The following is a 25,452-nucleotide window of genomic DNA, read 5'->3' as shown; positions in this document are numbered from 1 at the left end:
TTTGACATCGATCCGACCCACGGCGTCGCAGGGCGCCGTGGGTTTGGTCGATGGCGGTCCGTCGACGCGGTGCCTTGACCGGGCATGGCCGACGGCAATGCTCAAGGAGTGATACGGACATGGATAGAGCACGTCCGGTCGTGTTCCGCGGATTGGCCCTTGCCGCGCTGGTGATGGTGCTGCTGGCCGGTTGCCGCGAGAGCGAACAGGACAGGGTCCTCCTCTACAAGAAGGGCACCTATCTCGGTGCCAAGGATCAGTCCCTTTCCGAAGAAGCCCTGACGGAGATCCGCGAGCGCGGTCGCCTGCAGAGTTTCGACCTCTAGGCCTCCGGGAGAGAATCGCATGACGAAACCGACCTTCTTCAAGCATCTCGGCGGTCTCTTTCTCGCCGTGTTCCTTCTGACGGGCGCCGCTACCGATTCCGATTTCGCCTTGGTTCAGAGTGCCGCCGCGCAACAAGCGGGCGAGGTGCCGGGCAATACGCTCGGAACTTCCAGCGACTCCGATTTCTGGCGCCAGATCCGCGAGGGCCAGCAGGGCCAGGTCTCGATCCCGAACGCCCAGGCCGGCGTGCTGATCCAGTCAGAGGGCGACAATTGGCGTGCCTTCCGCAACGGTCCGCTGTCGCTCTACGGTGCGTGGGCGCTGCTCGGCATTCTCATTCTTCTCAGCCTGTTCTTCATCCTGCGCGGCCGGATCAAGGTCGAACACGGGATGAGCGGCAAGCTGATCGAGCGGTTCAATTCGGTCGAGCGTTTCGCGCACTGGCTGACGGCGACAAGTTTCGTCGTCCTCGGGCTTACCGGGCTCAACGTGCTCTATGGGCGCTACGTGCTCTTGCCGGTGATCGGTCCGGATGCGTTCTCGGTGATCACGATCGCCGGAAAGTACCTGCATAATTACATCGCCTTCGCCTTCATGGTCGGCGTGGTGATGATGTTCGTCATGTGGGTGAAGCATAATATCCCCAATAAATTGGACCTGATCTGGCTGGCCCAGGGCGGCGGACTTTTTTCGAAGGGGGTGCACCCGCCTTCGAAGAAGTTCAATGCGGGCCAAAAGCTGATCTTCTGGTCGGTCATCATCGGCGGCGCCTCGATCAGCGCGTCCGGGATCGCTCTGCTGTTCCCCTTCGAACTGCACATGTTCGGCAAGACCTTCGGCGTCCTGAACATGTTTGGCGCCAATCTGCCGACAGAGCTGACGGTGATGCAGGAGATGCAGCTCTCGCAGCTCTGGCACTCGGTCGTCGGCATCGCCCTGATCGTGATCATCGTCGCGCATATCTATATCGGCTCCATCGGTATGGAAGGCGCGTTCGACGCCATGGGCAGTGGCATGGTCGACGAGAACTGGGCGAAGGAGCACCACAGCCTCTGGGTCGAGGAAGTGCAGACGCGCCAGGCCTCGTCCGGCGCGGACTAGTACGCGCAGGCAGGAGCGACCGTGGTGCCCGGAGCCACCGCTTTCTCCCGGATATCAGGCGCCGTGATCCGAAGATGGATCGCGGCGGCCGTCCTGTTTGCGGGGGCAGCGGTTCCGCTTGCCGATGCCGAGTTGATCGGCCACGGAGGCCCGGTGCACGCGGTCGCGGTCGCGCCCGACGGCAAGACCGCGCTGACCGCCGGATTCGATTATTCCATCATCTACTGGGATCTTCCCGACGAGCATGCACGCCGCGTAATGTACGGCCACGACGCGGCTGTGAGCGACGTCGCCTTCCTGCCGGACGCCTCCCATGCGGTCTCCGGCGGCAATGACGGCGCGGTCTATCTCTGGAGGCTCGGCGAGACTGAGCCGGCGAGGCTCCTGACCCGGCATGAGGGACGCGTCAGCGCCATCGCGGTGTCGCCCGATGGGAGCACGGTCGCCTCCGCCGGTTTCGACGGTGCGGTTCGTATTTCAAGGGGCGCGGAGGACGGCGAGGCAGTCGTCCTGAAAGGGCATTCCGGTCCTGTGAACGCAGTGCAGTTCACAGCCGACGGCGGCCGTGTCCTTAGCGCGGGCTATGACGGAACGGTGCGGATCTGGACACTCGCCCGCGACACAGTGCCCGAGACGTTCACCGAAATAGGGTTGCCCGTGAACCGTCTTTTCCTGGCACCCGACGGCCGCACTCTCGTCGTGGCTGGTACCGACGAGGCGGTTCGGCTGTTCGACCTCGAGAGCGGCGAGGAGCGGCGCTTCATGCTGGGCCACGAGGCCCCGGTTCTCTCGATCGACGTCGATCGCGCGGGAGCCCGTTTCGCGACCGGGGGGGCGAACGGACAGATCGTGCTCTGGTCGCTCGCCGATGGCCGGCCGCTGCAGACCCTGCGCGGACACAAGGGACCCGTCTGGGCGGTCAGCTTCACGCCGGATGGCCGTGAACTCCTGTCAGCCGGTCGCGATGCGAAGGTGGCCCGCTGGGATCTGGAGAAAGGCGTCGAGATCGGCGTCAAGAAGTCGCTGGAGACGGCTTTCTATGTGCCTGAAGGAGATGCGCTTGCTGCTCGCGGAGCCGCGGTCTTTGGCACCTGCGCAGTCTGCCACACCCTTACGCCGGATGGCGGCAACAGGGCCGGCCCCACTCTCTTTGGCGTTTTCGGACGCCGTGTCGGAAGCGTCGATGGCTATCCCTATTCGAAGGCCCTGCTGGAGAGCGACATCGTCTGGTCGGAAGAGACGATCGGAGAATTGTTTGAAAAAGGTCCGGAACATGTCGTGCCTGGCACCAAGATGCCGCTGCAGCGGCTGGGCAGCGGGGAAGACCGCAAGGCCCTGCTGCATTTCCTGAGAGAAGCCCTCGCCGAGGCGGAACGCCGCGCCGGGAAAAATTAAGGAGATCGTCCAAATGAAAGCTTTCATTTCGTCACTTGTCGGGATCGCCGTCTTTTCCGGCATCGCCTGGTTCGTCCTCGGACAGCTCGATTTCAGCACGAGCCACGTCAACCAGTCCGCGACGGGCAGCGTCCGGCTCGAGTGATGCCGCGCTGGCTCCCCGCGCTGCTGCTGCCGGCCTTCCTGCCGTTCGCCGACACGGCGCTCGCACAGGACGGGGGCCTCGTATCAGAGGGACGGTCGATCTCGCTTCAGCATTGCGCGCGCTGTCATGTGATCGATCCCGCAAACGGCCTTGGCGGGATCGGCAGCACGCCCTCCTTCAAACTGCTGATGACGCTGCCCGATGGTGAGCACAGGTTCGTCAGCTTTTTCGATCGCCGGCCCCATGGGGCCTTCATCCGTATGGAAGGCGTCGAGCCGCTGACGACATTGCCGCCGAACGCGGCGGAAATCCGACTTACCGCGGACGATCTCGACGCGATCCTCGCTTTTGTCCAGACCCTGAAATAGGCCCTACATTGACGGCGGCGGGTCACCTCAGTAAGGCTCTTGGACGCCATTCATTGCGGGTGCATCCGGGCCGATGACAACGCCTCCAGCCTTCCTGACCGTGCGCGAACTTGCCGACCTGCTCCGGGTGAAGGAGCGGAAGGTTTACCAGCTCGCAGCCGACGGCGCGGTTCCCTGTCGCCGCGTCACGGGCAAGCTGCTGTTCCCGCGCGAAGAAATCGAGGCTTGGATCGCCGGCGATCCGTCCGCCGGGCGCGACGCGGGCGCCCCCGAGCAAACCACTGAGCGGCCCGCCATCGTCGCGGGGAGCCATGATCCGTTGCTGGACTGGGCGATCCGGGAGTCGGGCGCGGCGCTCCCCACTCTGTTCGACGGCAGTCTCGACGGGCTAGAGCGGTTCCGGAACAGGCAGGCGGCGGTCGCGGCAATCCATATTCCCAAGGCGGCGGGCGCGCTCTGGAACATCGGCGCGGTACGGGCGCTGGGACCGTCGCGGGATGCTGTGCTGCTCTCCTGGGCGAAACGGTCGCGCGGTCTCGTCGTGGCTGCCGGCAATCCGCTCGGCATCTCCGGCATCAAGGACCTCGCCGGAAAACGGCTTGTCGCGCGGCAGGAGAGCGCGGGCAGCCAGGTGCTCCTCCGACAGTTGCTGGAGCAGGCAAGCCTCGCCGGGGATGCGGTCTCTTGGAGCGCGCCGCCGGCGCGGACGGAGTCCGAGCTTGGCGAGGCGGTGCGCGCAGGACGCGCGGATGCGGGACTGGGGCTGGTCTCCGCCGCGGGGCAGAGCGGGCTGGCCTTTCTCCCTCTGGTCGAGGAAGAGTTCGATCTGCTGGTCAGCCGGAAATTCTATTTCGAGCCGCCGTTCCAGGCTCTGCTCGCCTTCACCCGGAGCGCGCTCTTCCGCGAACGGGCGGCGGAGCTGGGTGGATACGACATTACGGAACTCGGCCGGGTCCGCGACAATGCGCCCTGACCCGGCCGGTTCGTCTTTTGGTCAGTTCGCGTTGGCGAAGAACAGCTGCTGGCCGTTCAGCGTGTAGCTGTTGATCGTCGCCTGGCCTTCCGGTCCGGTCACCCAGTCGATGAAGGCCTGGCCTTCGGCCTGCTTGACTTTCGGATGCTTGGCCGGGTTCACCAGGATGACGCCGTATTGGTTGAACAGGACCTTGTCGCCCTCGACCTGGATCTTGAAGTTGGCCTTGTTCTTGAAGCTGATCCAAGTGGCCCGGTCGGTCAGCGCGTAGGCACCCATGCCGACCGCGGCATTGAGCGTCGCGCCCATGCCGGAGCCGGTTTCCCGGTACCAGGATCCGCTAGAGGCCGAGGCATCGACGCCGGCCGCCTTCCAGAGCGCCTTCTCCTTCTTGTGGGTGCCGCTATCGTCACCGCGGGAGGCAAAGGGAGCCGCCGCCGAAGCGATCATCTTCAGGGCCGCCGGAGCGTCCTTCATGCCGCCGACTTTCGCCGGATCGGCCTCCGGGCCGACGATGACGAAGTCGTTGAACATGACGTCCTGGCGTTTCACCCCGAAACCCTCGGCGACGAACTTCTCCTCAGCGGGCTTGGCATGCACGAAGAGGACGTCCCCATCGCCGTTCCGTGCATTCTTCAGCGCCTGGCCGGTCCCAACGGCCACGACCCGAACCTCGATCCCGGTCTTTTCGGTGAATTTCGGCAGCATGTAGTCGAACAGACCCGAATTCTGCGTCGAGGTGGTCGACTGCACGATGATGAACTTGTCGGCGGCGAAGGCGCCCGCGCTGCCGGCGGCAACGAGTGCCGCAACGGCAAGTCCGCCAATAAACTGCTTAAGGTATCTCATCTTGCTCTCTCCCTTTGATCGATCTTGCTTGCTGGTCATCGGCCGTCCGGCAAGCGAAGCCGTCCGGCCAGGAAGTCGCGCGCCGCGGCGCTCGACGGTTCTTTGAAAAAGCTCGCGGCCTCGGACTGCTCGGCGATCCGGCCGCGGTCCATGAAGACGATCTCCGAGGCGAGGCGGCGCGCCTGATGCAGGTCGTGGCTGATCATGACGATCTTGCAGCCGCGCCGGTCGGCGGCGAGGATCAGGGCCTCGATCGCGGCGGTCGAGACAGGGTCGAGGCTGGCGGTCGGCTCGTCCAGGAACAGCACATCGGGCTTGAGGCTGAGGGCGCGGGCAACGGCGAGGCGTTGCTGTTCTCCGCCCGAAAGGACCCGCGCCGGACGTTTTGCAAGATGGGCGATGCCGGCTTCCTCCAGGGCTTCCTCGATCCGGCGCGCTCTCTCGGTGCGTGGAACGCCGGCGGCCTTCAGCGCATGCTCGAGATTGGCGGCGACCGAGCGCCGCAGCAGCACCGGTTTCTGGAACACCATGGCCTGGCGCCGCCGGATTTCGCGGGTCGCCGGGCCGCCGCGCCAGAGCACTTCGCCCCGGTGCGGCTCCAGCAACCCGTGGAGCAGCCTCAGCAGCACGCTTTTGCCGGCGCCGTTCGAGCCGAGTATCATCGTGATCCCGCCCTCGGCGATCTGCAGCGAGACATCGTCGAGAATGGTCAATCCGTCCGGCGCGAAGCGCAGCGCGTCGGCGCGGAGCGGCAGGAGGGCGTTGCGTTGAACGAACGAGGCGTTCGCGCCGTGGGTCTGCTGCAGGTTATTCATAGGCGAACCGCCTTGCCGTACCCTTCAGCGCCATCAGGGCCGCGTTCACCGTGATCGAGATCCCGATCAGGATCAGGCCGAGCGCAAGGGCGAGGGCGAGATCGCCCTTCGAGGTCTCCAGCGCGATCGCCGTGGTCATCACCCGGGTCACGTGATTGATGTTGCCGCCGACGATGATCACGGCGCCGACCTCTGCGATGGCGCGGCCGAAACCGGCGAGCGCCACGGTGATCAGCGAAAAACGTGCGTCCCAGAGCAGGGTGCCGAGCGTGTCGAGCGGCCCGAGGGAGAGCGAGCGGAGCTGCTCGTCATATTCGACATGCAGGTCGGAGATGACCTGCCGGGTCAGCGCCGTCGCGATCGGCGTCACGAGGACGGTCTGTGCGATCACCATCGCGGTCGGTGAATATAGCAGCGAGAACGCGCCGAGCGGCCCCGCGTTGGAGAGCAGCATGTAGATCGCGAGGCCGACCACGACCGGCGGCAGGCCCATCATGGCATTGGTGAAGATCAGCAGCGCACCGCGGCCCGGGAAGCGGAAGATCGCCATCGCCGCGCCGAGAGACATGCCGATCGCGCAAGCGGCGAGCGTCGCGGACAAGCTGACTCTGAGCGACAGCAGCACGATCTCGGCCAGTTCCGGATCGGCCGAGAGGATCAGCCCGAAGGCAAGCGAGAATGAATCTGCAAAATCCTGCATATTCTGACGTTACATGCAGAAATTTTCGCATGCGAGTCGGAATTCCACTTTGTGGACAGCGGTTTTCCAGGCGAATGGAGCAACATGCAAAATAATGCATGTCAATTTTTGCGTTTGCATTATATTGCGTTGACGAGACAAGAACCGGCCAGGCTCGAAGAGCGGCAAAAACGGGAGAGGCGCTGCAATGATGATCGATTTCCGGACCGATCCGACCCGCTACAAGCACTGGAAGCTGGAGTTCGACGGCCCGCGCGCCGACCTCGTCATGGACGTGGACGAGAAGGGCGGCCTGTTCGAGGGTTACGAGCTGAAGCTCAATTCCTACGATCTCGGGGTCGATATCGAGCTCTACGATGCCATCCAGCGCCTGCGGTTTGAGCATCCGGAAGTGAAGGTCGTGGTGCTCCGCTCGGCCAAGGACCGCGTGTTCTGCGCCGGGGCGAACATCCGCATGCTCGCCGGCGCGGCCCATGCCCACAAGGTGAACTTCTGCAAGTTCACCAACGAGACCCGGAACTACATGGAAGAGGCGAGCGCCGAGTCCGGGCAGAAATATCTCGCCGCTGTGACCGGCGCCTGCGCCGGCGGCGGCTACGAACTCGCGCTCGCGACCGACCATATCATCCTGACCGACGACGGTTCCTCCTCCGTCGCCCTGCCGGAAGCGCCGCTGCTCGCCGTCCTGCCGGGCACCGGCGGCCTCACCCGCGTCACCGACAAGCGCAAGGTGCGCCGCGACCGCGCGGACGTGTTCTGCGCCATCGAGGAAGGCATCAAGGGCAAGCGCGCCGCCGACTGGGATCTGGTCGACGAGGTCGCGCCGAATTCGAAGTTCGATGAGGTGGTCGCCGCCCGCGTCGCCGCAATGGCCGCGAGTTCCGACCGGCCGTCCGACGCCAAGGGCATCGCCCTGCCGAAGGTCGAGCGCGAGATCGACGGCGATCTCGTGCGCTACAGCCTGGTCACGGTCGAGATCGATCGCGCCGAGCGCAACGCGACGATCCTGATCAAGGGTCCGGAAGAGGATGTGCCCGCGGATACCGGCGCGCTGGCCGCGCTCGGCGCCGATTACTGGATGCTGAAGCTCTGCCGCGAGCTGGACGACGCGATCCTGCATCTGCGCCTGAACGAGCTCGAGATCGGCACGCTGATCTTCAAGACCGAGGGCGACGGCGCGAAGGTTCTGGAGCATGACGCCTTCCTCGCCGCCAACCGGAGCAACTGGCTCGGCCGCGAGATCCTGCTCTACTGGAAGCGGGTGATGAAGCGGATCGACGTCACCTCGCGCTCGCTGGTGGCGCTGGTCGAGCCGGGAAGCTGTTTCGCCGGCTCCCTCGCCGAACTGCTCTTCGCCTGCGACCGTTCCTACATGCTGGAAGGGCAGCTCGACGGCGACAACCGCCCGCCGGCGGAGATCGCGCTCGGCCCGGCCAATTTTGGGCCGTTCCCGATGAGCAACGGCCTGACCCGGCTCGAGACCCGCTTCCTCGGCGAGCCCGAGACGCTGAAGGCGGCCGAGGAAAGCATCGGTGAGAGCCTCGATGCGGAGCGCGCCGACGAACTCGGCCTCGTCACCTTCATCTTCGACGATATCGACTGGGAGGACGAGGTCCGCATCTTCCTCGAGGAGCGCGCCAGCTTCTCGCCGGATGCGCTGACCGGCATGGAGGCCAACCTCCGTTTCGCCGGTCCCGAGACCATGGAAACCAAGATTTTTGGACGGCTGACCGCCTGGCAGAACTGGATCTTCCAGCGCCCGAACGCCGTCGGTCCCGAGGGCGCGCTCGGCCGCTACGGCACCGGCCGCAAGCCCGAATACGACATCAAGCGGGTCTGACCCCCAGCCCCCCAGGGGAAACTGGCAGCGCCCGAACAGAGGAGGAAACGTCCCATGAACGAGATCCTGAACGTCAGCTACGACACCAAGATCCCGAACAACATCAATCTCTCGAGCGACCGCAAGATCCTGAAGGCACTGGAGCAGTGGCATCCGGGTTACATCGACTGGTGGATGGACCAGGGCCCGGAAGGCTTCCAGACCTCCGACGTCTATCTGCGCACAGCGGTCAGCGTCGACCCGAAAGGCTGGGCCAAATTCGATTATGTGAAGATGCCCGACTACCGCTGGGGCATTCTGCTCGCGCCGCAGGTCGAGAACCGCAAGATCGCCTTCGGCGAGCACAAGGGCGAGGATGCCTGGCAGGAAGTGCCGGGCGAATATCGCGCCATGCTGCGCCGCCTCGTCGTGATCCAGGGCGACACCGAGCCCGCCTCGGTCGAGCAGCAGCGCTTCCTTGGCGCGACCGCGCCCTCGCTCTACGACATGCGCAACCTCTTCCAGGTCAATGTGGAGGAAGGCCGGCATCTCTGGGCCATGGTCTACCTGCTGCAGAAGTACTTCGGCCGCGACGGCCGCGAGGAGGCGGGCGAGCTGCTCAACCGCCGCTCCGGCGACGCGGACAAGCCGCGCATGCTCGGCGCCTTCAACGAGGCGACGCCGGACTGGCTCTCCTTCTTCATGTTCACCTTCTTCACCGACCGTGACGGCAAGATGCAGCTGGAAAGCCTGGCGCAGTCCGGCTTCGACCCGCTGTCCCGCACCTGCCGCTTCATGCTGACCGAGGAAGCGCACCACATGTTCGTCGGCGAGACCGGCGTCGGCCGCACCGTGCAGCGCACCTGCGAGGCGATGCGCGAGGCCGGGATCGAGGACCCGTACGAGATCGAGAAGATCCGCGCCCTTGGCGTGATCGACCTGCCGACGATCCAGAAGAAGGCGAACCTGCATTTCTCGCTCTCCCTCGATCTCTTCGGCTCCGAGGTCTCGACCAACGCGGCGAATGCCTTCAACGCGGGCCTCAAGGGCCGCTTCCAGGAAGAGCGGATCGACGACGACCATCAGCTCGTCGACGATACCTATCCGGTGCTGAAGCTGGTCGACGGCGAGATCAGGATGGTCGACGAACCGGCGCTCTCCGCCCTCAACATGCGGCTGCGCGACGATTACGTCCGCGACTGCCAGGGCGGCATCAACCGCTGGAACCGGCTCATCACCAAGGCCGGGATCGATTTCGAGATCAAGCTGCCGAACGTCGCCTTCCATCGCCATATCGGCGAGTTCCGCAACGTCCACACGACCCCGGACGGCAAGCTGCTGAGCGACGCCGAATGGGGTGCGCGGCGGGACGAGTTCCTGCCGAACCTCGAAGACGGCGACTATATCGCCTCGCTGATGAGCCCGGTGCGCGAGCCCGGCCAGTTCGCCGGCTGGATTTCCGCCCCGCGCGTCGGCATCGACAACAAGCCGGGCGACTTCGAATACGTGAAGATCCACGACTGATTTCCCGATCTTTCCTCCCTTGGAAATTCGGGTTCTCGCCCGGGCCGCTTCGGCGGCCCGGGTTTTTTTAATGCACGCCTATGCGCAGCAGTCCGATCCGGACTGGATCGGCGGGCAGGGAACTGTGCCGTAGGAGCAGAAGACGCAGCAGTCGCCGGGCTTCGGTTTCAGCAGCGCGCCGCATCCCTTGCAGTCGTAGAAGAACTGGCAGGCGTCGGTCGGCATTCGTTCGGTTTCGCTGTGACCGCATTCGGGGCAGGTGATGGTGGAGTTCAGGATGATCGGCGCTGCTTCCTTGGCCATCGCCTAACCTTTCGCGAACCAGCCCCGCGTGCGGTTCGCGAAGGCGACCAGCGACAGCATCACGGGCACTTCCACCAGCACGCCGACCACGGTGGCGAGTGCGGCGCCGGAATTCAGGCCGAAGAGGCTGATGGCAACCGCGACCGCGAGCTCGAAGAAGTTCGAGGTGCCGATCAGGGCGCAGGGCGCGGCGATGTTGAAGGGCACGCCCCAGGCCTTCGCCCAGCCGTAGGCGATGGCGAAGATGCCGTAGGATTGCAGCACCAGCGGCGCGGCGATCAGCGCGATGGTCAGCGGCTGCTCCAGCACGGTCTGGCCTTGGAAGCCGAACAGCAGCACGACGGTGGCGAGCAGGCCGAGCACGGAGAAAGGTTTCACCCGCGCGGTGAAATCGTGGACGACCTGTTCGCCCGCATCGTGATTCGAGGCCTTCGCCGTAAGGTGACGGCGGGTGAGATATCCGGCGCCGAGCGGGATCACGACATAGAGGATGACGGAGAGCAGCAGGGTTTCCCACGGCACCTCGAGGTCGGTGACGCCGAGCAGTAGCCCGCAGATCGGCGCGAAGGCGACGATCATGATCAGGTCGTTCACCGAGACCTGAACGAGGGTGTAGGTCGCGTCGCCCCGTGTCAGGGTCGACCAGACGAAGACCATCGCGGTGCAGGGCGCGGCGCCGAGCAGGATCAGGCCGGCGATATATTGCTCCGCGTCGGTCGGCGGGATCAGGTCGCCGAAGAGGTAGCGGAAAAAGAGGATCCCGAGTGCCGCCATGGTGAAGGGCTTCACGATCCAGTTCACCGTCAGGGTGATGACGAGGCCCTTCGGCTTCGAGCCGATGCTCTTCAGGCTCTCGAAATCGACCGCCACCATCATCGGGTAGACCATCGCCCAGATCAGCACGGCGACGACGATGTTGACCGAGGCATATTCGAGGCCAGCCAGGGACTCGAACAGTCCCGGCGCCAGATTGCCAAGCGCCACGCCCGCCGCGATGCAGAGCGCGACCCAGACCGAGAGCCATTTCTCGAAGAACCCGATGCCGCCGGGAGCGGCCTCCGCGGCCGCCGTTTCGGTACTCATGCGCGATCGGGTCCTTTCATGTGGGTCAGGCGGGTTCCGCCGATCTGGCGGCGCCCGCGATATCGTCGAGATGCTTTTGCAGCGTCAGCTTGTCGAGCCCTTGGATCGGCAGGTTGACGAAGATCCCGATCCGCGTGTTCAGCATGCGGAAGGCGTCGGCGAAGGCAAAGCGCTTTTCCGCCTCGCTGCCTTCGACCGTGGCCGGATCGGGCACGCCCCAATGGGCGCTCATCGGCTGACCGGGCCAGACCGGGCAGGTCTCGTTCGCCGCGTCGTCGCAGACCGTGAAGACGAAATCCATCTGCGGCGCATCCGGCTTGCCGAATTCTTCCCAGTTCTTCGAGCGCAGAGTCTCGATCGGGTAATTCTGGTTCTTCAGGAAATCGGCGGTGTAGGGGTGGATCTCGCCGCGCGGATTGCTGCCGGCGCTGAAACCCTTGAAACGGCCGGCGCCGGCGCGGTTCAGGATGGCTTCCGCCATGATGCTGCGGGCGGAGTTGCCTTTGCAGAGAAAAAGCACGTTGTAGATCTTGTCACCGGTCATCGCTCGTCTCCGGAGTCGTGCCGCAGAAGGCGGCGGTCACGGCAAGCTTGCCGCAAATGTCCGGGTTCCCGTTACAGCAATCCTGTGTCAGGAAAGTTACAAGCCGCCGCATCGCGTCGATCTCGACCGCGTAGAAGATGTTCCGGTGCTGCCGCCGGGCATGCACCAGCCCCGCCCGCTCGAGCTGTGCGATATGGAACGACAGGCTGGAGCGCGAGACGCCCGCCTCTTCCGCGAGGGCGCCGGCGGACATCCCGGACGGTCCGGCGCGCATCAGCAGACGGAACAGTCCGAGCCTGTGTTCCTGGGCGAGCGCGCCGAGCGCGGCGATGGCATGTGAATCTTTCATTTCAATAATTCAATTATCATTGAAACGATGGTCGGCAAAGATTAATTTGCGCAGCCCATCGGGGAAGCGGACCATTGTGGCTGTCGCGGGCAGGGAGAACCGGCATGAGTGCGCGTGTTGCGATCAATGGCTTCGGACGGATGGGGCGGCTGGGCATGCGGGCCCGCTGGGGGCGCGACGACATCGAGATCGTCGCCATCAACGATCCGGCCATGACGCCCGAGATGGCGGCGCATCTGCTCGAATTCGACACCGTGCACCGGCGCTGGGCCCGCGAGGTCGGCTGGACCGAGCGGGGCATCGTCGTGGATGGACGGGAGATCCCGCTGACCGGTCATGCCTCGCCGAAAGAGACGGACTGGAGCGGCGATGCGGTCGATATCGTTCTTGAATGCAGTGGTCGTTTCAAGAGCGCCGCCGCCCTGGCGCCCTATTACGAAAAAGGTATCCCCAAGGTGATCGTCTCCGCCCCGGTGAAGGAGGAGGCGGCGCTGAACATCGTGATGGGCGTCAACGACCATCTCTACGACCCGGCGAAGCACCACCTGCTGACCGCCGCCTCCTGCACAACGAACTGTCTCGCCCCGGTGGTGAAGGTGGTGCATGAGGGGATCGGCATCCGGCACGGATCGATCACCACGATCCACGACGTCACCAACACCCAGGTGATCGTTGACGGGCCGCACAAGGACCTGCGCCGGGCGCGCTCTGCCCTGAACGCGCTGATCCCGACCAGCACAGGGTCCGCGACCGCCATTGCTCTCATCTATCCGGAACTCAAGGGCCGGCTGAACGGCCATGCGGTCCGCGTGCCGTTGCTGAACGCCTCGCTCACCGACTGCGTCTTCGAGCTGGAGCGGCCGACCAGCATCGGCGAGCTCAACGAGATGTTCGTCGCGGCGGCAGCGAGCGGGCCGCTCGAGGGTATCCTCGGCTTCGAGGCACGGCCGCTGGTCTCGACCGACTTCACCGACGATCCGCGCTCGGCGATCGTCGACGGGCCCTCGACCATGGTGGTGAACGGCACGCAGGCGAAGATCTACGCCTGGTACGACAACGAGTGGGGCTATGTGAACCGGATGATGGAGCTCGCGGCCAAGGTGGCGAGGAGCCTGTGAGCACGACGGCGGAAAGCGGCGTACGCACCTCGGACGGGCGCACCTACGCGGCGGTCACGGCGGCCTACTGGGCCTTCACGCTCACCGACGGCGCGCTGCGCATGCTGGTGCTGCTGCATTTCCACCGGCTCGGCTTCACGCCGCTCGATATCGCGGTGCTGTTCCTGCTCTACGAGGCGATGGGGATCGTCACCAATTTCCTCGGTGGCTGGATCGGTGCCCGATACGGCCTGAAGATCACGCTCTTTTCCGGGCTCGCGGTGCAGATCGCGGCCCTGCTCATGCTCTCCCAGACCGACCCGGCCTGGACCATGCTGTTTTCGGTCGGCTTCGTGATGACGGCGCAGGCGCTCTCCGGCATCGCCAAGGACCTCACCAAGATGAGTTCCAAATCTGCGGTGAAGCTCGTGGTCGCCTCGGAGGCCGAAGGGCTTCTGTTCAAATGGGTCGCGATCCTGACCGGCTCGAAGAACGCGCTGAAGGGGGTCGGGTTCCTCCTCGGCGGCGTCATGCTGCAATGGCTCGATTTCGCGCCGTCGCTCTATCTCATGGCGGGGATGCTCGCCGTCGTTCTGGTGGCGTCCCTGCTCACCGTGACCGCCGATCTCGGCAAGGCGAAGCAGAAGATCGCCAAGCGCGATCTCTTCGCCAAGAGCAGGGAGATCAACTTTCTCTCGGCGGCGCGGATCTTCCTTTTCGCCTCGCGTGACGTCTGGTTCGTCGTCGGCGTGCCGGTCTTTCTCTATGACCGGCTCGGCTGGTCCTTCGACCGGGTCGGGCTCTTCATGGCGATCTGGGTCGTCGGCTACGGGATCGTGCAGGCCGCGGTGCCGCGGTTCCTCAGAAACACCAGGGACGCCGGAGGTGCGGCCCGCGGCGCAGCGCTTTGGGGCGGTCTGCTGGCGCTGCTGCCCGCCCTGATTGCCGCCGGTCTTACCCCGGACCTTCTTCCGGCTCCGCCGCTTCCGGCCCCGTCCGTCATCCTGATCGGAGGTCTGCTGATCTTCGGTGTGGTCTTCGCCGTGAACTCGGCGCTGCATTCCTACCTGATCGTCGCCTATTCGGACGCCGACAAGGTCGCGCTCAATGTCGGCTTCTACTACATGGCCAACGCGGTCGGGCGTTTCGCCGGAACCCTGCTCTCGGGTCTCGTCTACCAGCTCGCCGGCCTGACCGCGACGCTCTGGGTCTCGGCGGGAATGGTTGCGGTTGCCGTGTTGTTCACGCTGCCGCTGCTGGCGTCCCGTCCGGAGGCGATGCAAAAGCCCTAGCGCGGCGCCTGTACGACGCAGCCGTACCAGCCGAGGCCCTCATAGGTCTCGTAGCCGGGGGTCTTGTGGAAACCGATCACGGTATCGTCGGGTATCGAATAATGGCCGCTGCTGCGTCCCTCGGTGCGGAGCTCGAACCTTTCCTGCAGCACCCCGGCACCGTCGGAGGCGGCGATGACGCGGAAATCCGCATCCAGCAGCAGGGCGCGGGAGCGCGCGGCCTCGGATTCGTCGAAGCGCACGCCCTCGACGATGGTCTGGGCCTGCGGTCCCCAGTCGAAATGGATGCCGAGCACGCCGAGAACCTTGCCCCGGCTCTCGCCATTCTCGCGGATCGCCGCGGCGTAGGTCGCGACCGGCTGGCCGTCGAGCTCCTGGGCGGCGGCGATATCGGCGACCGAATACTCTTCGCCGTCGGCGGTCGCCTTGGCATTGCGAAACCAGGCCGCGTTCGCGGCGGACTGACCGCGCACGTGGTATCGGTCCGGACGTCCGTTGGCGACGATGGTGCCCTTGGCATCGCAGACCCAGAGATCGAGATAGACGGTGTAGGCCGAGAGGATGACGCCGAGCCGCTTCGAGGCATAGGCCGAGGCCTCCTCCGACGGGCTCGCGAGACAGTCGACGATGGCGCTGTCGGTCGCCCACCAGCGCACGTCGCAGGTCCGCTCGAAGAGGTTGCGGTCGATGAGCTCCACCGCGTTCAGCGAGAGGTCGACCAGGCGCTGGCCCTTCAGCTGGTCGACGATCGAGCGCCCGATCCGCTCCAGCATCTCCGCCTTGCCGGAAAGCTCCGAGTTCAGCGTCTGCGCGATCTGCTCGATCTCGGCCGAGACGCCTTTCACCTCGTCCGCGACGACCGCGAATCCGCGCCCGAGCTCGCCGACCCGGGCGCTCTCGATCAGGGCGTTCAGCGCCAGCATCTTGGTCCGGCCGGTGATCGCCTGGATTTCGGCGATCTTGGTCTCCGCCGTTGTCCGGACATCGGCGGTGAGTGTGACGATCTGTTCCGGATCGGTCGCGGCGTCGGGCATGCTCATGTGAAAAACCTGCGGGCGGGAAAGGGCAAGGAGAGTGCGGAGAGTCTTATGGAATCACAAAATCTGCATTTTTTCTAAGCAGAAAATGTAAATGCATAATTAATGTGCATCGAATTTGATGTGGATCAGCGTGCCGCTGCACCAGTCGGGGCGACGTCGGGTGTGGCGGAATATGTTCCCGCATCGCACTTGCACCCCGCCGATGCTTCGGTCCAGAGTTCCGCCGCCGGCAAACGAGAACACGCGCCGTAAAGTCGGGCGCAGGGGAGTAGAGGAACAATGGCTCAGGAAATCGTGCTTGCGGGCGGCAAGCGGACGCCGTTCGGTGATTTCGGCAAGTCGCTGAAGGAGATCCCGCTCTCGGCGCTCGCGACCCATGCCGCGAAGGCCTGCGTCGAGGATGCCGAAATCTCGCCCGAAGACATCGATCACGTGGTCTGGGGCAACGTTCTCCCGGTCGATCCGGACGGCTACTATGTCGGCCGCGTGGCGGGCATGAATATCGGCATGAAGGAAGAGAGCTGCGCCCTGCAGGTGAACCGGGCCTGCGGTTCCGGCACCCAGGCGATCCTGACGGCCGCACAGCAGATCATGACCGGGCACGGCAAGATCGCGCTCGCCGGCGGCGGCGAGAATTTCTCCCGCGGCCCGTTCCTGAACCAGGGGATGCGCTGGGGTGTCGTGCGCGGCGCGCAGAGCTTCGAGGACAGCGTCGAGTCCGTCTATAGCGACCCGTTCGGGCACGGGCTGATGGGCGCGACGGCGGAAAGCCTGACCGCGGATTTCCAGTATCGCCGCGAGGACATGGATGCCTGGGGCCTGATGAGCCAGCAGCGCGCCGGCAAGGCGATCGCGACCGGTTTCCTCGCCCGCCAGATCGCGCCGATCGAGGTGCCGGAGGGACGCAAGGGCACGCGGCTGATGATCGACGACGAGTTCCCGCGCCCGGACATCACCATGGAGAAGCTGGCCAAGCTGAAGCCGGTCTTCCGCAAGGACGGCCAGGTGACGCCGGGCAACTCGAGCGGCGTCACCGACGGCGCCGCCTTCGTGCTGGTCGGCGACCGGGCGGAGATGGAGGCGAAGGGCGTCGAGCCGGTCGCCCGTCTGGTCGACTGGACCATCGTCGGCGTCGCGCCGCGCATCATGGGCTGCGGCCCGGTGCCGGCGATCCGCGCGCTCTGGGAAAAGCGCGGCATGAAGGCCTCCGACATCGACTATTACGAGATCAACGAGGCTTTCGCGGTGGTGAACCTGCATGCCGAGAAGGAGCTCGGGATCAGCCGTTCGGTGACCAACCATTACGGCGGCGGGATCTCCATCGGTCATCCGCCGGGGGCGACCGGCGTGCGCATGACCATCACCGCGATGCATCACCTGCAGGAATCCGGTCAGCGCTATGCCTGCATCTCCATGTGCATGGGCGCCGGCCAGGGAATGGCCGTGCTGATCGAAAACCTGAACGCCTGAACGGGAGAGACCTCATGTCATTCGATCTCACCGGCAAGGTCGCGCTCGTCACCGGCGCGAGCCAGGGGCTCGGCAGCCGCTTCGCGGAAACCCTCGCCGCACACGGCGCGTCCGTCGTGCTCGCCGCGCGCCAGAAGGCAAAGCTGGAAAGCCTCGCGGGGACGATCCGCGACGCGGGCGGACGGGCGCACGCGGTCTCCATGGATGTGACCGATCCGGTCTCGATCCGCGAGGCGCTCGACGTCGCGGCGCAGGAGTTCGGCCCGCTCGACATTCTGGTCAACAATGCCGGGATCGCGGTGCAGAAGCCGTTCCTGGAGATGTCGCCCGAGGATTACGACCAGGTGCTCGACACCAACCTGAAGGGCTGCTTCCTCGTCGCCCAGGCGGCGGCACTGCAGATGAAGGACAGCGGCGGCGGCTCGATCATCAATATCTCCTCGATCCTCGGCACCGAGGTGATCGGCATGCTCTCGACCTACTGCGCCTCCAAGGGCGGGCTGCTGCAGCTGAACAGGGCGATGGCGCTGGAGCTCTCGCGCCACAACATCCGGGTGAACGCGATTGCGCCCGGCTATATCGAGACGCCGATCAACAGCGAGTTCTTCCAGACCCCGCCGGGTCAGCAGATGATCAAGACCATCCCGCAGCGTCGGCTCGGCCAGACCCACGATCTCGACGGCGCGCTGCTGCTGCTCGCTTCGGACGCGGGCGCCTACATGACCGGCTCCGTCGTCACTGTCGACGGCGGCTTTGCGCTCCGCTGACGTGCAGGACTTCCTGATCCGGGAGCGGGATCTCGCCTTTCTGCTGCACGACCATCTCGGCATCGCGCGGCTGGCGGACCGTCCGCGTTTTGCGGGGCAGGGGCGCGAGACCTGGGACGCCGTGATCGGGACCGCCCGGCGCATCGCGGCGGAGAAGTTCCGTCCGCACAACAGGGCCTCCGATCTCGACGAGCCGCGGATCGAGAACGGCAAGATCGTCGTCCACCCCGACATAGGGCCCGCCATCGCCGCCTTCAGCGAGGCCGGCTTCGCCGCCGCGCACCACGACGAGGCGGTCGGCGGGATGCAGCTTCCCTGGGTGGTGACGCAGGCCGCCTTCGCGAACTTCCAGGCGGCGAACCTCTCGACTGTCGCTTATCCCTTTCTCACCATCGCCGCCGGCAACCTGATCGCGGCGCATGGCAGCGAGAGCCAGAAGGAACGCTTCCTCGCGCCGCTGACCGACGGGCGCTTCTTCGGCACCATGATGCTGTCGGAACCCCATGCCGGCTCCTCGCTTTCCGACGTCCGCACGCTGGCGAAGCCTCAGGAGGACGGGGCCTGGTCGCTCACCGGCACCAAGATGTGGATCTCCGGAGGTGAGCACGAAATGGCGGAGAACATCGTTCATCTGGTGCTCGCGCGGACGCCGGACGCGCCGCCGGGCGTGAAGGGGCTCTCGCTCTTTCTCGTGCCGCGCTACCGGCTGGACGCGGACGGAAATCCCGGCCGGGAGAACGGCGTCGTGCTGGCCGGGCTCAATCACAAGATGGGCTATCGTGGCACCGTCAACACGGTGATCAATCTCGGCGAGGGCGCACCCTGCATCGGCGAGCTCATTGGCGAGCGGAACCGCGGCCTCACCTACATGTTTCACATGATGAACGAAGCCCGCATCGGCGTCGGCTCCGGCGCCGTCGCGCTCGCCTATACCGGCTATCTGCACTCTCTCGACTATGCCCGGACACGGCCGCAGGGACGGCATCCGGACGGTAAGGACGCGACGAGCCCGCAGATCCCGCTGATCGAGCACGCCGACATCCGCCGGATGCTGCTGCTGCAGAAGGCGGTGGCGGAGGGCGGGCTCGCACTCTGTCTCGGGGCGGCGCTGCTGGTCGACGACCAGCGCACCCATTCCGACGAGGCAGTGCGGCGCGATGCCGGGCTGCTGCTCGACTTCCTGACGCCTGTGATCAAGTCCTTCCTTTCCGACCGTGCGCTGGAGGCGAACGACGCGGCGATCCAGATCCATGGCGGCGCCGGCTATACGCGCGACTTTCCGGTGGAGCAGTTCTGGCGCGACAACCGGCTCAACCCGATCCACGAGGGCGCCAACGGCATCCAGGCGATCGATCTGATGGGCCGCAAGCTGGGGCAGGCGGACGGTCGCTCCTTTGCGCTGTTTCGGGGCGGCATCGCTGAAACCGCCGCAGCTGCGAAGTCAGTCACCACGCTCCGCCCACTGGCCGAAGAGCTGGAGGCGGTCTCAGACCGTTTCGCGAGCCTCGCGGAGACCATCCTTGGGCGGCTCGCGGAGGATCCGCGCCGGACGCTCGCCAATGCGGCCGCCTTCATGGATGCCGCGGGCTATCTCGCCCTCGCCAGGGTCTGGCTCGCGCAGGCCCTGACCGCGGAGCGCCTGTTGGCCGACGGTGCCGGAGATGGCGCTTTCCTCACTGGAAAGATTGAAACCTGCCGCTTTGTCTTCGCCTGGCTGCTGCCGCGCGCCGGACCTCTGCTGACGCTGCTTGAATCCGGCGACGATACGGTCTTCCGGATGCCCGGCGAGTCTTTCTAGCGGGGATCGCTTGAACCGCCGCGGGCGAGCCTATACCAAGGCAGCCAACAGTTTTCATCGAACATGAGACCTTCGAGGAGGATGGGATGTCAGTGAACAAGATCGGCGTCGTCGGCGCCGGAATGATGGGTTCGGAGATCGCGCTCGTCTTCGCCATGGCGGGCAAGGACGTGATGATCATGGAGCCGGAGCAGGCGCGCCTGGACAAGGCCGAGGCCGGGATCAAGAGGACGCTCGAGTCCGGCGTCGCCCGCAAGTTCTGGGCGGAAGAGGACATGGCGACCGCGCTGGGCAATATCAGCTTCGTCACCGACCTCTCCGCCTATGGCGATCGCGATCTGGTGATCGAGGCGGTGTTCGAGGACGAGAAGGTGAAGGCCGAGGTCTACAAGACCCTGGACGCGGTCTGTAAGGACGACGCGATCATCGCCTCCAACACCTCCAGCATCTCGATCTCGGTGCTGGCCTCCTACTTCTCCGAGAAGCGCCAGTCCCGTTTCTGCGGCCTGCATTTCTTCTCGCCGGTCAGCCGCATGAAGCTGGTCGAGGTGATCCGCGGCATGGATACCGACGACGCGGTCATCGAGGCGGCGCGCAATGCCTGCGTCGAGGCCGGGAAGACCCCGATCGATGTCAAGGACGTGGTCGGCTTCGCCGTCAACCGTATCCTCTTCGCGATGTGGGACGAGGTCCTCCGCCTGGTCGAGGAAGGCGCCTGCACGCCGGAAGACATCGACACCGGCTGCAAGCTCGGTCTCGGCCATCCGGTCGGCCCGTTCGAACTGATGGACAACATCTCCAACACGCTGAACCTGCAGGTCGCCGAGATCCTGCACGAGGCCTATGGCGAGCGTTTCCATCCGCGCCCGATCCTGCGCCAGGTGGTCGCCGCCGGCCGCCACGGACGCCGCACCGGCCGCGGCTGGTACCGCTACGACGAGAAGGGCAAGCGGGTCGGCTGATCCCGCAACCCTTTCGCGATTTCGACGGGCGGTCCTTGTGGCCGCCCGTTCCGCTTTGGGGTAGGCTCTCGTCCGGGAGGACCGGGCCATGAGGCAGCGGAGCAGACTCGGGTTTCTTTTGATTCTTCTTGTCTCGTTGGCAGCTCTTCCGGGCTGCTCGACGATCGACTGGATGCAGACCGGCCGGAACGCCGCCGCAGCGCTCTGCGAGAGCGTCGGCAACTGCCAGAACGTCTGCCCGGACGGCTCCGAGACCAACGCCCGCATGCCGCGCTGCGAGTACCGGGCGGCCGCCAAGTGACTCATGCGGCCCAGTCGATCCGCCGGGGCGCTACGACGCTCCGCACGCCGACCATCGCGGCGGCGGCACAGGAGGAACTGGAAGCCGCCGCCAGCGAGGCGGAACGGATCGAGTCGGTCGCGGCCCTGATCCACGGCGGTTTCACAGACTATTACCGCCGCTTCCGGCAGATCGCCGGGCTCGCCAAGGCCGCCTTCGAGGCGCGGGACTGGCCCGCCTCGATCGCGCTCAGCCAGGAACGGCTCGGGATCTACGGCGCCACGGTCGAGACGCTGGTGCCGGTCATCCTGTTGCATTGCCCCGACGTGCAGGGGCGCGACGCCTTCTGGGCCGAGGTCGAGGAGCGCTATCTGCCGTTGATCGAGGGGCTTTATCACGCCGACCTCGCCTATGCCTTCCTCAATTCCGTGCGCCGTCAGGTCCATGCCGGGATGTGGCGGGCCTCGACCTACTCGAGCGCCCGGGCGCGGGACGAGGACAAGGCGGCGCATCCGGTCGTGACCCGCGTTTTTGGCGCAGATGGGCCATTGCAGGCAGAGCATCTCGTTCCCGTTCTGACACTGGCCGGGTTTTCCCGGCGCTGGCGCGACCTCGACAGCGATGCGGCGGCGGTGGCCGCACGGATTCTCGAGGAGGCGCCCGGCGCGGACCGGATCCGGGCGATCGAGATGGCGGATGCCGGTTTTTACCGGAACCGGGGCGCTTATCTGGTCGGCCGCCTGCTGATCGAGGGCGGAGAGCCGGTGCCGCTCGGCGTCGCGCTGCTGAACGAGGCGGACGGCATCCATGTCGACGCGGTCATCCTCGGCTCCGACGATCTGCAATATGTCTTCAGTTCGACGCTCGCGAATTTCCACGTCACCTCGGAGCATTATCACGAGATGGCGTCCTTTCTGTTCGAGCTGATGCCCGACCGTCCGCACGGGCTGCAATATTCGACCATCGGCTACAATCACATCGGCAAGATCGCCGTCATCCGGCAGATCGAGCGCGAGCTGATGCAGAGCGGCGAGCGGCTCGACCATGCGGTCGGCCCGCGCGGCACGGTCGCCATCGGATTCTCCGCGCCGTCACTCGGTTACGTCGCCAAGGTGATCCGCGACCATCCGACAGCCGGATACAAATGGGGCAAGTTCCCGGGCGTGCGCTCGGTGCTGCAGAAATACAGCCGCGTGCATGAGATCAACCGGGCCGGCTCCATGCTCGACAACGTGATCTATTACAACGTCACCCTGCCGGCCGATTACTTCACCGACGATCTGCGCCACGAGATCCTCGAGAACGCGGGCGAGAACGTGATCCAGACCGGCGCCGGGTTGCTGTTCCGTCATCTGATCGTGCAGATCAAGATGACGCCGTTCCCGGTCTTCATGGAGCAGGCGGACGAGGCCGAGGCGGAGATCGCTATCGGCAATCTCGGCCAGTGCATCGCCAACAACGCCGCCGCCAATATCTTCAACAAGGATCTCGACGGCCGCAATTACGGGGTCAGCAAGATCCTCAAGGTCTATCTCTTCGACTATGACGCCATCGAGGACCTGACGGACGTGAAGGTGCGCACCAACCAGAACCGCTTCGACGGCGAGGAGGACATTCCCGACTGGTTCTTCGAGGAAGGCGTGATCTTCCTGCCGGAGGAGCTGGAAACCCATCTCAGGATCGAGGACCGGAACCTCCGGAGGATTTTCCGCGAGTCGCATGGCGAACTGCTGACGATGGACTACTGGACCGACATGCAGAGCAGGCTCGAACAGGGCCAGGTGCCGCGCCTGACGCCGTACCGCGAGGCCTGCCGGCTGCATCCGGGGAGCTGAGGAGAAGGTGCTATGGGCTTCGACGCATCCGCAGGCTTTTTCCCATTGTTGGTTATTGCTTACGCTCTTTTTTGTCTTTTTTCGCTAGCCGTAGTATCGGGTGGTTTTAAAAAATCAGGTGCGACACTCGATGAATATCGCATTGTAATATTGGGAACAATTTGGGTTTTCCCATTGCCGGTTTTCGTTTCTGCGCACGAGATGACCCAGTTTTTGTTCCCCTATTTTCTTGCTGTCGCGATCGTCGGTGGAATTCAGATTTCCTGGGTTGTGATGCGACTGAATAGCCTTAATTGGCCTAGATGGTTGGCGCTCATCTATGTCTTGCCGGTTTTGAACCTTCCTCTAATTGTACTCTTGTTGTTTCGAAGGTCCGAGGAAGCGGATGTTGAAGTCTAATTGCCGAATCTGGCTTGGTCAGCCTAATCCAATGTTTTCAAGCGTGAATTTGGCCAATCACTGGTAGCGGGTTTGGAGAACGACGCGTGCGGGTGATGGAGATCAACGGGCCGTGCGAGGCCCTATCGGCAGTCGAACGTCCGCAGCCGGAGCCGGGGCCGGGAGATGTTCTGGTCCGGGTCCATGCCTGCGCCGTCTGCCGCACGGATCTGCATGTGGTTGACGGCGATCTGCCGGACCCCAAGCCGCATGTTGTGCCCGGCCACGAGGTGGTGGGGACGGTCGAGGCGCTGGGAAGCGGTGTCACGGAGCTTTCCGAAGGCACGAGGGTCGGGGTCCCCTGGCTCGGCTGGACCTGCGGGGAATGCCGTTACTGTCTTGAGGGGCAGGAGAACCTCTGTCCCGAAGCGCGCTTCACCGGCTACACGCTGGACGGCGGCTATGGGGAGTACCTCGTCGCAGATGCCCGATACTGTTTTCCGATCCCGGAGTTCTATTCCGACGCCGAGGCGGCCCCGCTGCTCTGCGCCGGCCTGATCGGCTATCGCTGCCTGCGCATGGCGGGAGAGGGCAGGCGGCTCGGCCTATACGGCTTCGGCGCCGCGGCGCATATCCTGATCCAGGTCGCGCTCTGGCAGGGTCGGGAGATCTACGGCTTCGTGCGTCCGGGCGACAAGGCGGCGAAGGATTTCGCGCGCTCTCTCGGTGCCGTCTGGGCGGGGGATTCGGACGAACTGCCGCCAGAGGAGCTGGACGCCGCGATCCTCTTCGCGCCCGTGGGCGATCTGGTTCCGCTGGCGCTCAGGGCGATCCGGCCGGGCGGTACGGTGGTTTGCGGCGGCATCCACATGTCGGATATCCCGGGGTTTCCCTATGATATCCTGTGGCGGGAAAAGAAAATTGTCTCGGTGGCTAACCTGACGCGGCGCGATGCGGAGGAGTTCCTGGAGCTGGCGCCGAAAGTGCCGGTCAGGACAACGGTCCAGACCTATCCGCTCGACGATGCCAACCGAGCGCTCTCGGACCTGCGGGAGGGGCGCTTGCAGGGCGCGGCCGTTCTGGTGCCCTAAGCGCCGGCGCTCACCACTTGTAGTCGGATTCGCGCTGGTATTTTCCGTCCTTCGGCAGTTTGTCCCTGCGCCTGCGGTCGGGGCCGGAATAGGTATCGTTCTGTACAAACGGGCGACTGTCGGCGAGAACGGCAGCGATTGTCTTCTTCAGGTTCTCGTAATTCACCGGTTTCGCGACGAAAGCGCTGGCTCCGGAATCGCGTGCGCGCAGGACGGAGTCGCGGTCGGAGTGACTCGTGATCAGGATGATCGGCACGTAGGGATTGGTGACGTTCTTGTCGCGGCGGATCCGGAGCAGCAGGTCCCAGCCGCTCATCGGCGTCATTTCGAGATCCGAAACGATCAGGTCGAAATGCCGCCGCAGAACGTCTTTCAGCGCGTGCTCGCCATTTTCCCGGTCGACGACGTCTGAAAAACCCAGGTGCTCGAGAAAGGTACGCGTAAGCAGCCGGGTTGCCATGTCGTCTTCCACAACCATGACCCGGAGATCGCGCACACTGTCCGCAGGAAATGGATCCATGAACTCCTGTCCAATAGTCCGTTTGAGGAGACACATTAACCAACAAACGTTAATAACCAGTTTGCGGATTTCAATGACAGGACAGGGTCCGCCGAGGCGATGCGCTGCGGCAAATGTAATATCGGGAAAAATCTTTTTTGGGATGAATGGCGCGCCCGGGAAGATTCGAACTCCCAACCTCCTGATCCGTAGTCAGGTGCTCTATCCAGTTGAGCTACGGGCGCCCCCTGGAGGCGTGGCGCCCCCGAAGGAGGCCGGAACATACTCAAGGCGATTTCGAAACGCAAGCGCTTATATGAGGGAATCTTTCGCCGCGTATCTTACGGAATCGTTTGGCAAAACAACTTGTAGGCCCGATTGGCTTTCGTTACTATCCCTACGAATTTCGCGGCTTGCGGCTACCATCAGTGGGGGACTGCGTCGGCAAGCTTCTTTCTTTCTTCAAGACCTCGTACAATCGAGATTGAAGGAAGAGAGGCGTTCTGTCCTTGGGGCGGGACAGCCGGGGCAAATTGCTAGGGGGGTCGGCATTGGTCGGTCGAACGGATCTACCTGAAACCGCGGCAAACATAACACCTATTTACAAGGTGACAGCGTCCTATGGTTCTTAATCGCTCGTCGCTCGTT

The 25,452-nt window shown here is 64.6% G+C and carries 27 protein-coding genes and 1 tRNA gene; 18 read left to right on the top strand and 10 right to left on the bottom strand.

Features of this window, described 5'->3' with window-relative positions; all coding sequences use genetic code 11:
* Positions 1 to 119: 119 nt before the first annotated feature.
* The 6 genes from JJ959_RS16675 (at position 120) to JJ959_RS16650 (ending at position 4,309) form a co-directional block, all read left to right on the top strand.
* A complete protein-coding gene (locus JJ959_RS16675; protein WP_292886060.1) occupies positions 120 to 326 on the top strand; it encodes a hypothetical protein in 207 nt (68 codons plus the stop codon).
* 19 nt (positions 327 to 345) lie between these two features.
* Positions 346 to 1,428 (top strand): formate dehydrogenase subunit gamma, encoded by a 1,083-nt coding sequence (locus JJ959_RS16670; protein WP_292886057.1) that lies wholly within the window; start codon positions 346 to 348, stop codon positions 1,426 to 1,428.
* A 24-nt stretch (positions 1,429 to 1,452) separates the two neighbouring features.
* Positions 1,453 to 2,823 (top strand): c-type cytochrome, encoded by a 1,371-nt coding sequence (locus tag JJ959_RS16665; RefSeq protein ID WP_292886055.1) that lies wholly within the window; start codon positions 1,453 to 1,455, stop codon positions 2,821 to 2,823.
* 13 nt (positions 2,824 to 2,836) lie between these two features.
* A complete protein-coding gene (locus JJ959_RS16660; protein ID WP_292886052.1) occupies positions 2,837 to 2,968 on the top strand; it encodes a hypothetical protein in 132 nt (43 codons plus the stop codon).
* A complete protein-coding gene (locus tag JJ959_RS16655; protein WP_292886050.1) occupies positions 2,968 to 3,336 on the top strand; it encodes a cytochrome c in 369 nt (122 codons plus the stop codon). Before JJ959_RS16660 ends, JJ959_RS16655 begins: the two co-directional genes overlap by 1 nt.
* Positions 3,337 to 3,409: 73 nt before the next feature.
* A complete protein-coding gene (locus tag JJ959_RS16650) occupies positions 3,410 to 4,309 on the top strand; it encodes a helix-turn-helix transcriptional regulator (protein WP_292886048.1) in 900 nt (299 codons plus the stop codon).
* A 21-nt stretch (positions 4,310 to 4,330) separates the two neighbouring features.
* On the opposite strand, the gene JJ959_RS16645 is transcribed toward JJ959_RS16650, so the two are convergent.
* The 3 genes from JJ959_RS16645 to JJ959_RS16635 are packed head-to-tail and all read right to left on the bottom strand — an operon-like array spanning position 4,331 to position 6,673.
* Positions 4,331 to 5,158, bottom strand: a complete 828-nt coding sequence (locus tag JJ959_RS16645; protein WP_292886045.1) for a substrate-binding domain-containing protein — start codon at positions 5,156 to 5,158, stop codon at positions 4,331 to 4,333.
* Positions 5,159 to 5,193: 35 nt separating this feature from the next.
* Positions 5,194 to 5,973, bottom strand: a complete 780-nt coding sequence (locus tag JJ959_RS16640) for an ATP-binding cassette domain-containing protein (protein ID WP_292886042.1) — start codon at positions 5,971 to 5,973, stop codon at positions 5,194 to 5,196.
* Positions 5,966 to 6,673, bottom strand: a complete 708-nt coding sequence (locus JJ959_RS16635) for an ABC transporter permease (protein ID WP_292886039.1) — start codon at positions 6,671 to 6,673, stop codon at positions 5,966 to 5,968. Before JJ959_RS16635 ends, JJ959_RS16640 begins: the two co-directional genes overlap by 8 nt.
* A gap of 187 nt (positions 6,674 to 6,860) precedes the next feature.
* Between JJ959_RS16635 and boxC the strand changes: the two genes are divergently transcribed.
* On the top strand, positions 6,861 to 8,513 hold the full coding sequence (boxC, locus tag JJ959_RS16630; protein ID WP_292886036.1) for a 2,3-epoxybenzoyl-CoA dihydrolase: 1,653 nt from the start codon (positions 6,861 to 6,863) through the stop codon (positions 8,511 to 8,513).
* 54 nt (positions 8,514 to 8,567) lie between these two features.
* A complete protein-coding gene (boxB, locus tag JJ959_RS16625; protein WP_292886033.1) occupies positions 8,568 to 10,016 on the top strand; it encodes a benzoyl-CoA 2,3-epoxidase subunit BoxB in 1,449 nt (482 codons plus the stop codon).
* A 78-nt stretch (positions 10,017 to 10,094) separates the two neighbouring features.
* On the opposite strand, the gene JJ959_RS16620 is transcribed toward boxB, so the two are convergent.
* Genes JJ959_RS16620 through JJ959_RS16605 form a run of 4 tightly spaced genes read right to left on the bottom strand, consistent with a single transcriptional unit; the run spans position 10,095 to position 12,295 of the window.
* Complete coding sequence (locus tag JJ959_RS16620; protein WP_292886030.1) at positions 10,095 to 10,319, bottom strand: GDCCVxC domain-containing (seleno)protein; 225 nt, start codon at positions 10,317 to 10,319, stop codon at positions 10,095 to 10,097.
* A gap of 3 nt (positions 10,320 to 10,322) precedes the next feature.
* Positions 10,323 to 11,402 carry an ACR3 family arsenite efflux transporter gene (arsB, locus tag JJ959_RS16615; protein ID WP_292886028.1) on the bottom strand — a complete coding sequence of 360 codons (1,080 nt, stop codon included), beginning with the start codon at positions 11,400 to 11,402 and terminating at the stop codon, positions 10,323 to 10,325.
* Positions 11,403 to 11,427: 25 nt separating this feature from the next.
* Positions 11,428 to 11,946, bottom strand: coding sequence for an arsenate reductase ArsC (locus JJ959_RS16610; protein ID WP_292886025.1), 519 nt, complete (start codon positions 11,944 to 11,946; stop codon positions 11,428 to 11,430).
* Complete coding sequence (locus JJ959_RS16605; RefSeq protein WP_292886023.1) at positions 11,936 to 12,295, bottom strand: metalloregulator ArsR/SmtB family transcription factor; 360 nt, start codon at positions 12,293 to 12,295, stop codon at positions 11,936 to 11,938. Before JJ959_RS16605 ends, JJ959_RS16610 begins: the two co-directional genes overlap by 11 nt.
* 104 nt (positions 12,296 to 12,399) lie before the next feature.
* Here JJ959_RS16605 and JJ959_RS16600 point away from each other — a divergent pair, with 104 nt between their 5' ends.
* The gene (locus tag JJ959_RS16600) at positions 12,400 to 13,413 is read left to right on the top strand and encodes an ArsJ-associated glyceraldehyde-3-phosphate dehydrogenase (RefSeq protein ID WP_292886021.1); all 1,014 of its coding nucleotides are present in this window, start codon (positions 12,400 to 12,402) and stop codon (positions 13,411 to 13,413) included.
* Positions 13,410 to 14,684 (top strand): organoarsenical effux MFS transporter ArsJ, encoded by a 1,275-nt coding sequence (gene arsJ, locus JJ959_RS16595; protein WP_292886019.1) that lies wholly within the window; start codon positions 13,410 to 13,412, stop codon positions 14,682 to 14,684. The genes JJ959_RS16600 and arsJ overlap by 4 nt, the downstream gene beginning before the upstream one ends.
* Here arsJ and JJ959_RS16590 read toward each other — a convergent pair.
* Positions 14,681 to 15,724 carry a methyl-accepting chemotaxis protein gene (locus JJ959_RS16590; RefSeq protein ID WP_292886016.1) on the bottom strand — a complete coding sequence of 348 codons (1,044 nt, stop codon included), beginning with the start codon at positions 15,722 to 15,724 and terminating at the stop codon, positions 14,681 to 14,683. The two genes, arsJ and JJ959_RS16590, sit on opposite strands and share 4 nt — an antisense overlap.
* 279 nt (positions 15,725 to 16,003) lie before the next feature.
* Between JJ959_RS16590 and JJ959_RS16585 the strand changes: the two genes are divergently transcribed.
* From JJ959_RS16585 to JJ959_RS16550, 8 genes are all read left to right on the top strand, one after another.
* The gene (locus tag JJ959_RS16585; protein WP_292886014.1) at positions 16,004 to 17,194 is read left to right on the top strand and encodes a thiolase family protein; all 1,191 of its coding nucleotides are present in this window, start codon (positions 16,004 to 16,006) and stop codon (positions 17,192 to 17,194) included.
* A gap of 14 nt (positions 17,195 to 17,208) precedes the next feature.
* A complete protein-coding gene (locus JJ959_RS16580) occupies positions 17,209 to 17,961 on the top strand; it encodes a glucose 1-dehydrogenase (protein WP_292886012.1) in 753 nt (250 codons plus the stop codon).
* On the top strand, positions 17,948 to 19,759 hold the full coding sequence (locus tag JJ959_RS16575; RefSeq protein WP_292886009.1) for an acyl-CoA dehydrogenase: 1,812 nt from the start codon (positions 17,948 to 17,950) through the stop codon (positions 19,757 to 19,759). Before JJ959_RS16580 ends, JJ959_RS16575 begins: the two co-directional genes overlap by 14 nt.
* An 86-nt stretch (positions 19,760 to 19,845) precedes the next feature.
* Positions 19,846 to 20,721: a 3-hydroxyacyl-CoA dehydrogenase family protein gene (locus tag JJ959_RS16570; protein WP_292886007.1), complete on the top strand. Its 876-nt coding sequence runs from the start codon at positions 19,846 to 19,848 to the stop codon at positions 20,719 to 20,721.
* An 88-nt stretch (positions 20,722 to 20,809) separates the two neighbouring features.
* Positions 20,810 to 21,022 carry a hypothetical protein gene (locus tag JJ959_RS16565; protein WP_292886004.1) on the top strand — a complete coding sequence of 71 codons (213 nt, stop codon included), beginning with the start codon at positions 20,810 to 20,812 and terminating at the stop codon, positions 21,020 to 21,022.
* On the top strand, positions 21,019 to 22,836 hold the full coding sequence (locus tag JJ959_RS16560) for an isocitrate dehydrogenase kinase/phosphatase AceK regulatory subunit (RefSeq protein ID WP_292886001.1): 1,818 nt from the start codon (positions 21,019 to 21,021) through the stop codon (positions 22,834 to 22,836). Before JJ959_RS16565 ends, JJ959_RS16560 begins: the two co-directional genes overlap by 4 nt.
* A 12-nt stretch (positions 22,837 to 22,848) precedes the next feature.
* A complete protein-coding gene (locus tag JJ959_RS16555; protein WP_292885998.1) occupies positions 22,849 to 23,235 on the top strand; it encodes a hypothetical protein in 387 nt (128 codons plus the stop codon).
* Positions 23,236 to 23,330: 95 nt separating this feature from the next.
* Entirely contained in the window at positions 23,331 to 24,305 is a 975-nt protein-coding gene (locus tag JJ959_RS16550) for a zinc-dependent alcohol dehydrogenase family protein (protein WP_292886104.1), read from the top strand.
* 10 nt (positions 24,306 to 24,315) lie between these two features.
* Here the strand turns inward: JJ959_RS16550 and JJ959_RS16545 are convergent, their stop codons facing one another.
* Positions 24,316 to 24,825: a response regulator gene (locus tag JJ959_RS16545; protein WP_292885996.1), complete on the bottom strand. Its 510-nt coding sequence runs from the start codon at positions 24,823 to 24,825 to the stop codon at positions 24,316 to 24,318.
* Between the two features lie 147 nt (positions 24,826 to 24,972).
* Positions 24,973 to 25,049 (bottom strand) — tRNA-Arg (locus JJ959_RS16540).
* Between the last annotated feature and the right edge of the window lie 403 nt (positions 25,050 to 25,452).

It is taken from the genome of Nisaea sp., assembly GCF_017640745.1.
GTDB lineage: Bacteria > Pseudomonadota > Alphaproteobacteria > Thalassobaculales > Thalassobaculaceae > Nisaea.
This window is presented reverse-complemented; position numbering and strand designations above follow the sequence as displayed.

Coding starts and splice junctions, on each gene's coding strand:
- JJ959_RS16600 (WP_292886021.1), top strand. CDS start 12,400: ATGAGTGCGCGTGTTGCGATCAATGGCTTCGGACGGATGGGGCGGCTG.
- JJ959_RS16635 (WP_292886039.1), bottom strand. CDS start 6,673: ATGCAGGATTTTGCAGATTCATTCTCGCTTGCCTTCGGGCTGATCCTC.
- JJ959_RS16590 (WP_292886016.1), bottom strand. CDS start 15,724: ATGAGCATGCCCGACGCCGCGACCGATCCGGAACAGATCGTCACACTC.
- JJ959_RS16550 (WP_292886104.1), top strand. CDS start 23,331: ATGGAGATCAACGGGCCGTGCGAGGCCCTATCGGCAGTCGAACGTCCG.
- JJ959_RS16610 (WP_292886025.1), bottom strand. CDS start 11,946: ATGACCGGTGACAAGATCTACAACGTGCTTTTTCTCTGCAAAGGCAAC.
- JJ959_RS16645 (WP_292886045.1), bottom strand. CDS start 5,158: ATGAGATACCTTAAGCAGTTTATTGGCGGACTTGCCGTTGCGGCACTC.
- JJ959_RS16675 (WP_292886060.1), top strand. CDS start 120: ATGGATAGAGCACGTCCGGTCGTGTTCCGCGGATTGGCCCTTGCCGCG.
- JJ959_RS16660 (WP_292886052.1), top strand. CDS start 2,837: ATGAAAGCTTTCATTTCGTCACTTGTCGGGATCGCCGTCTTTTCCGGC.
- JJ959_RS16605 (WP_292886023.1), bottom strand. CDS start 12,295: ATGAAAGATTCACATGCCATCGCCGCGCTCGGCGCGCTCGCCCAGGAA.
- JJ959_RS16555 (WP_292885998.1), top strand. CDS start 22,849: ATGGGCTTCGACGCATCCGCAGGCTTTTTCCCATTGTTGGTTATTGCT.
- JJ959_RS16655 (WP_292886050.1), top strand. CDS start 2,968: ATGCCGCGCTGGCTCCCCGCGCTGCTGCTGCCGGCCTTCCTGCCGTTC.
- arsB (WP_292886028.1), bottom strand. CDS start 11,402: ATGAGTACCGAAACGGCGGCCGCGGAGGCCGCTCCCGGCGGCATCGGG.
- JJ959_RS16620 (WP_292886030.1), bottom strand. CDS start 10,319: ATGGCCAAGGAAGCAGCGCCGATCATCCTGAACTCCACCATCACCTGC.
- boxB (WP_292886033.1), top strand. CDS start 8,568: ATGAACGAGATCCTGAACGTCAGCTACGACACCAAGATCCCGAACAAC.
- boxC (WP_292886036.1), top strand. CDS start 6,861: ATGATGATCGATTTCCGGACCGATCCGACCCGCTACAAGCACTGGAAG.
- JJ959_RS16565 (WP_292886004.1), top strand. CDS start 20,810: ATGAGGCAGCGGAGCAGACTCGGGTTTCTTTTGATTCTTCTTGTCTCG.
- JJ959_RS16580 (WP_292886012.1), top strand. CDS start 17,209: ATGTCATTCGATCTCACCGGCAAGGTCGCGCTCGTCACCGGCGCGAGC.
- JJ959_RS16570 (WP_292886007.1), top strand. CDS start 19,846: ATGTCAGTGAACAAGATCGGCGTCGTCGGCGCCGGAATGATGGGTTCG.
- JJ959_RS16640 (WP_292886042.1), bottom strand. CDS start 5,973: ATGAATAACCTGCAGCAGACCCACGGCGCGAACGCCTCGTTCGTTCAA.
- JJ959_RS16585 (WP_292886014.1), top strand. CDS start 16,004: ATGGCTCAGGAAATCGTGCTTGCGGGCGGCAAGCGGACGCCGTTCGGT.
- JJ959_RS16545 (WP_292885996.1), bottom strand. CDS start 24,825: ATGGATCCATTTCCTGCGGACAGTGTGCGCGATCTCCGGGTCATGGTT.
- JJ959_RS16650 (WP_292886048.1), top strand. CDS start 3,410: ATGACAACGCCTCCAGCCTTCCTGACCGTGCGCGAACTTGCCGACCTG.
- JJ959_RS16670 (WP_292886057.1), top strand. CDS start 346: ATGACGAAACCGACCTTCTTCAAGCATCTCGGCGGTCTCTTTCTCGCC.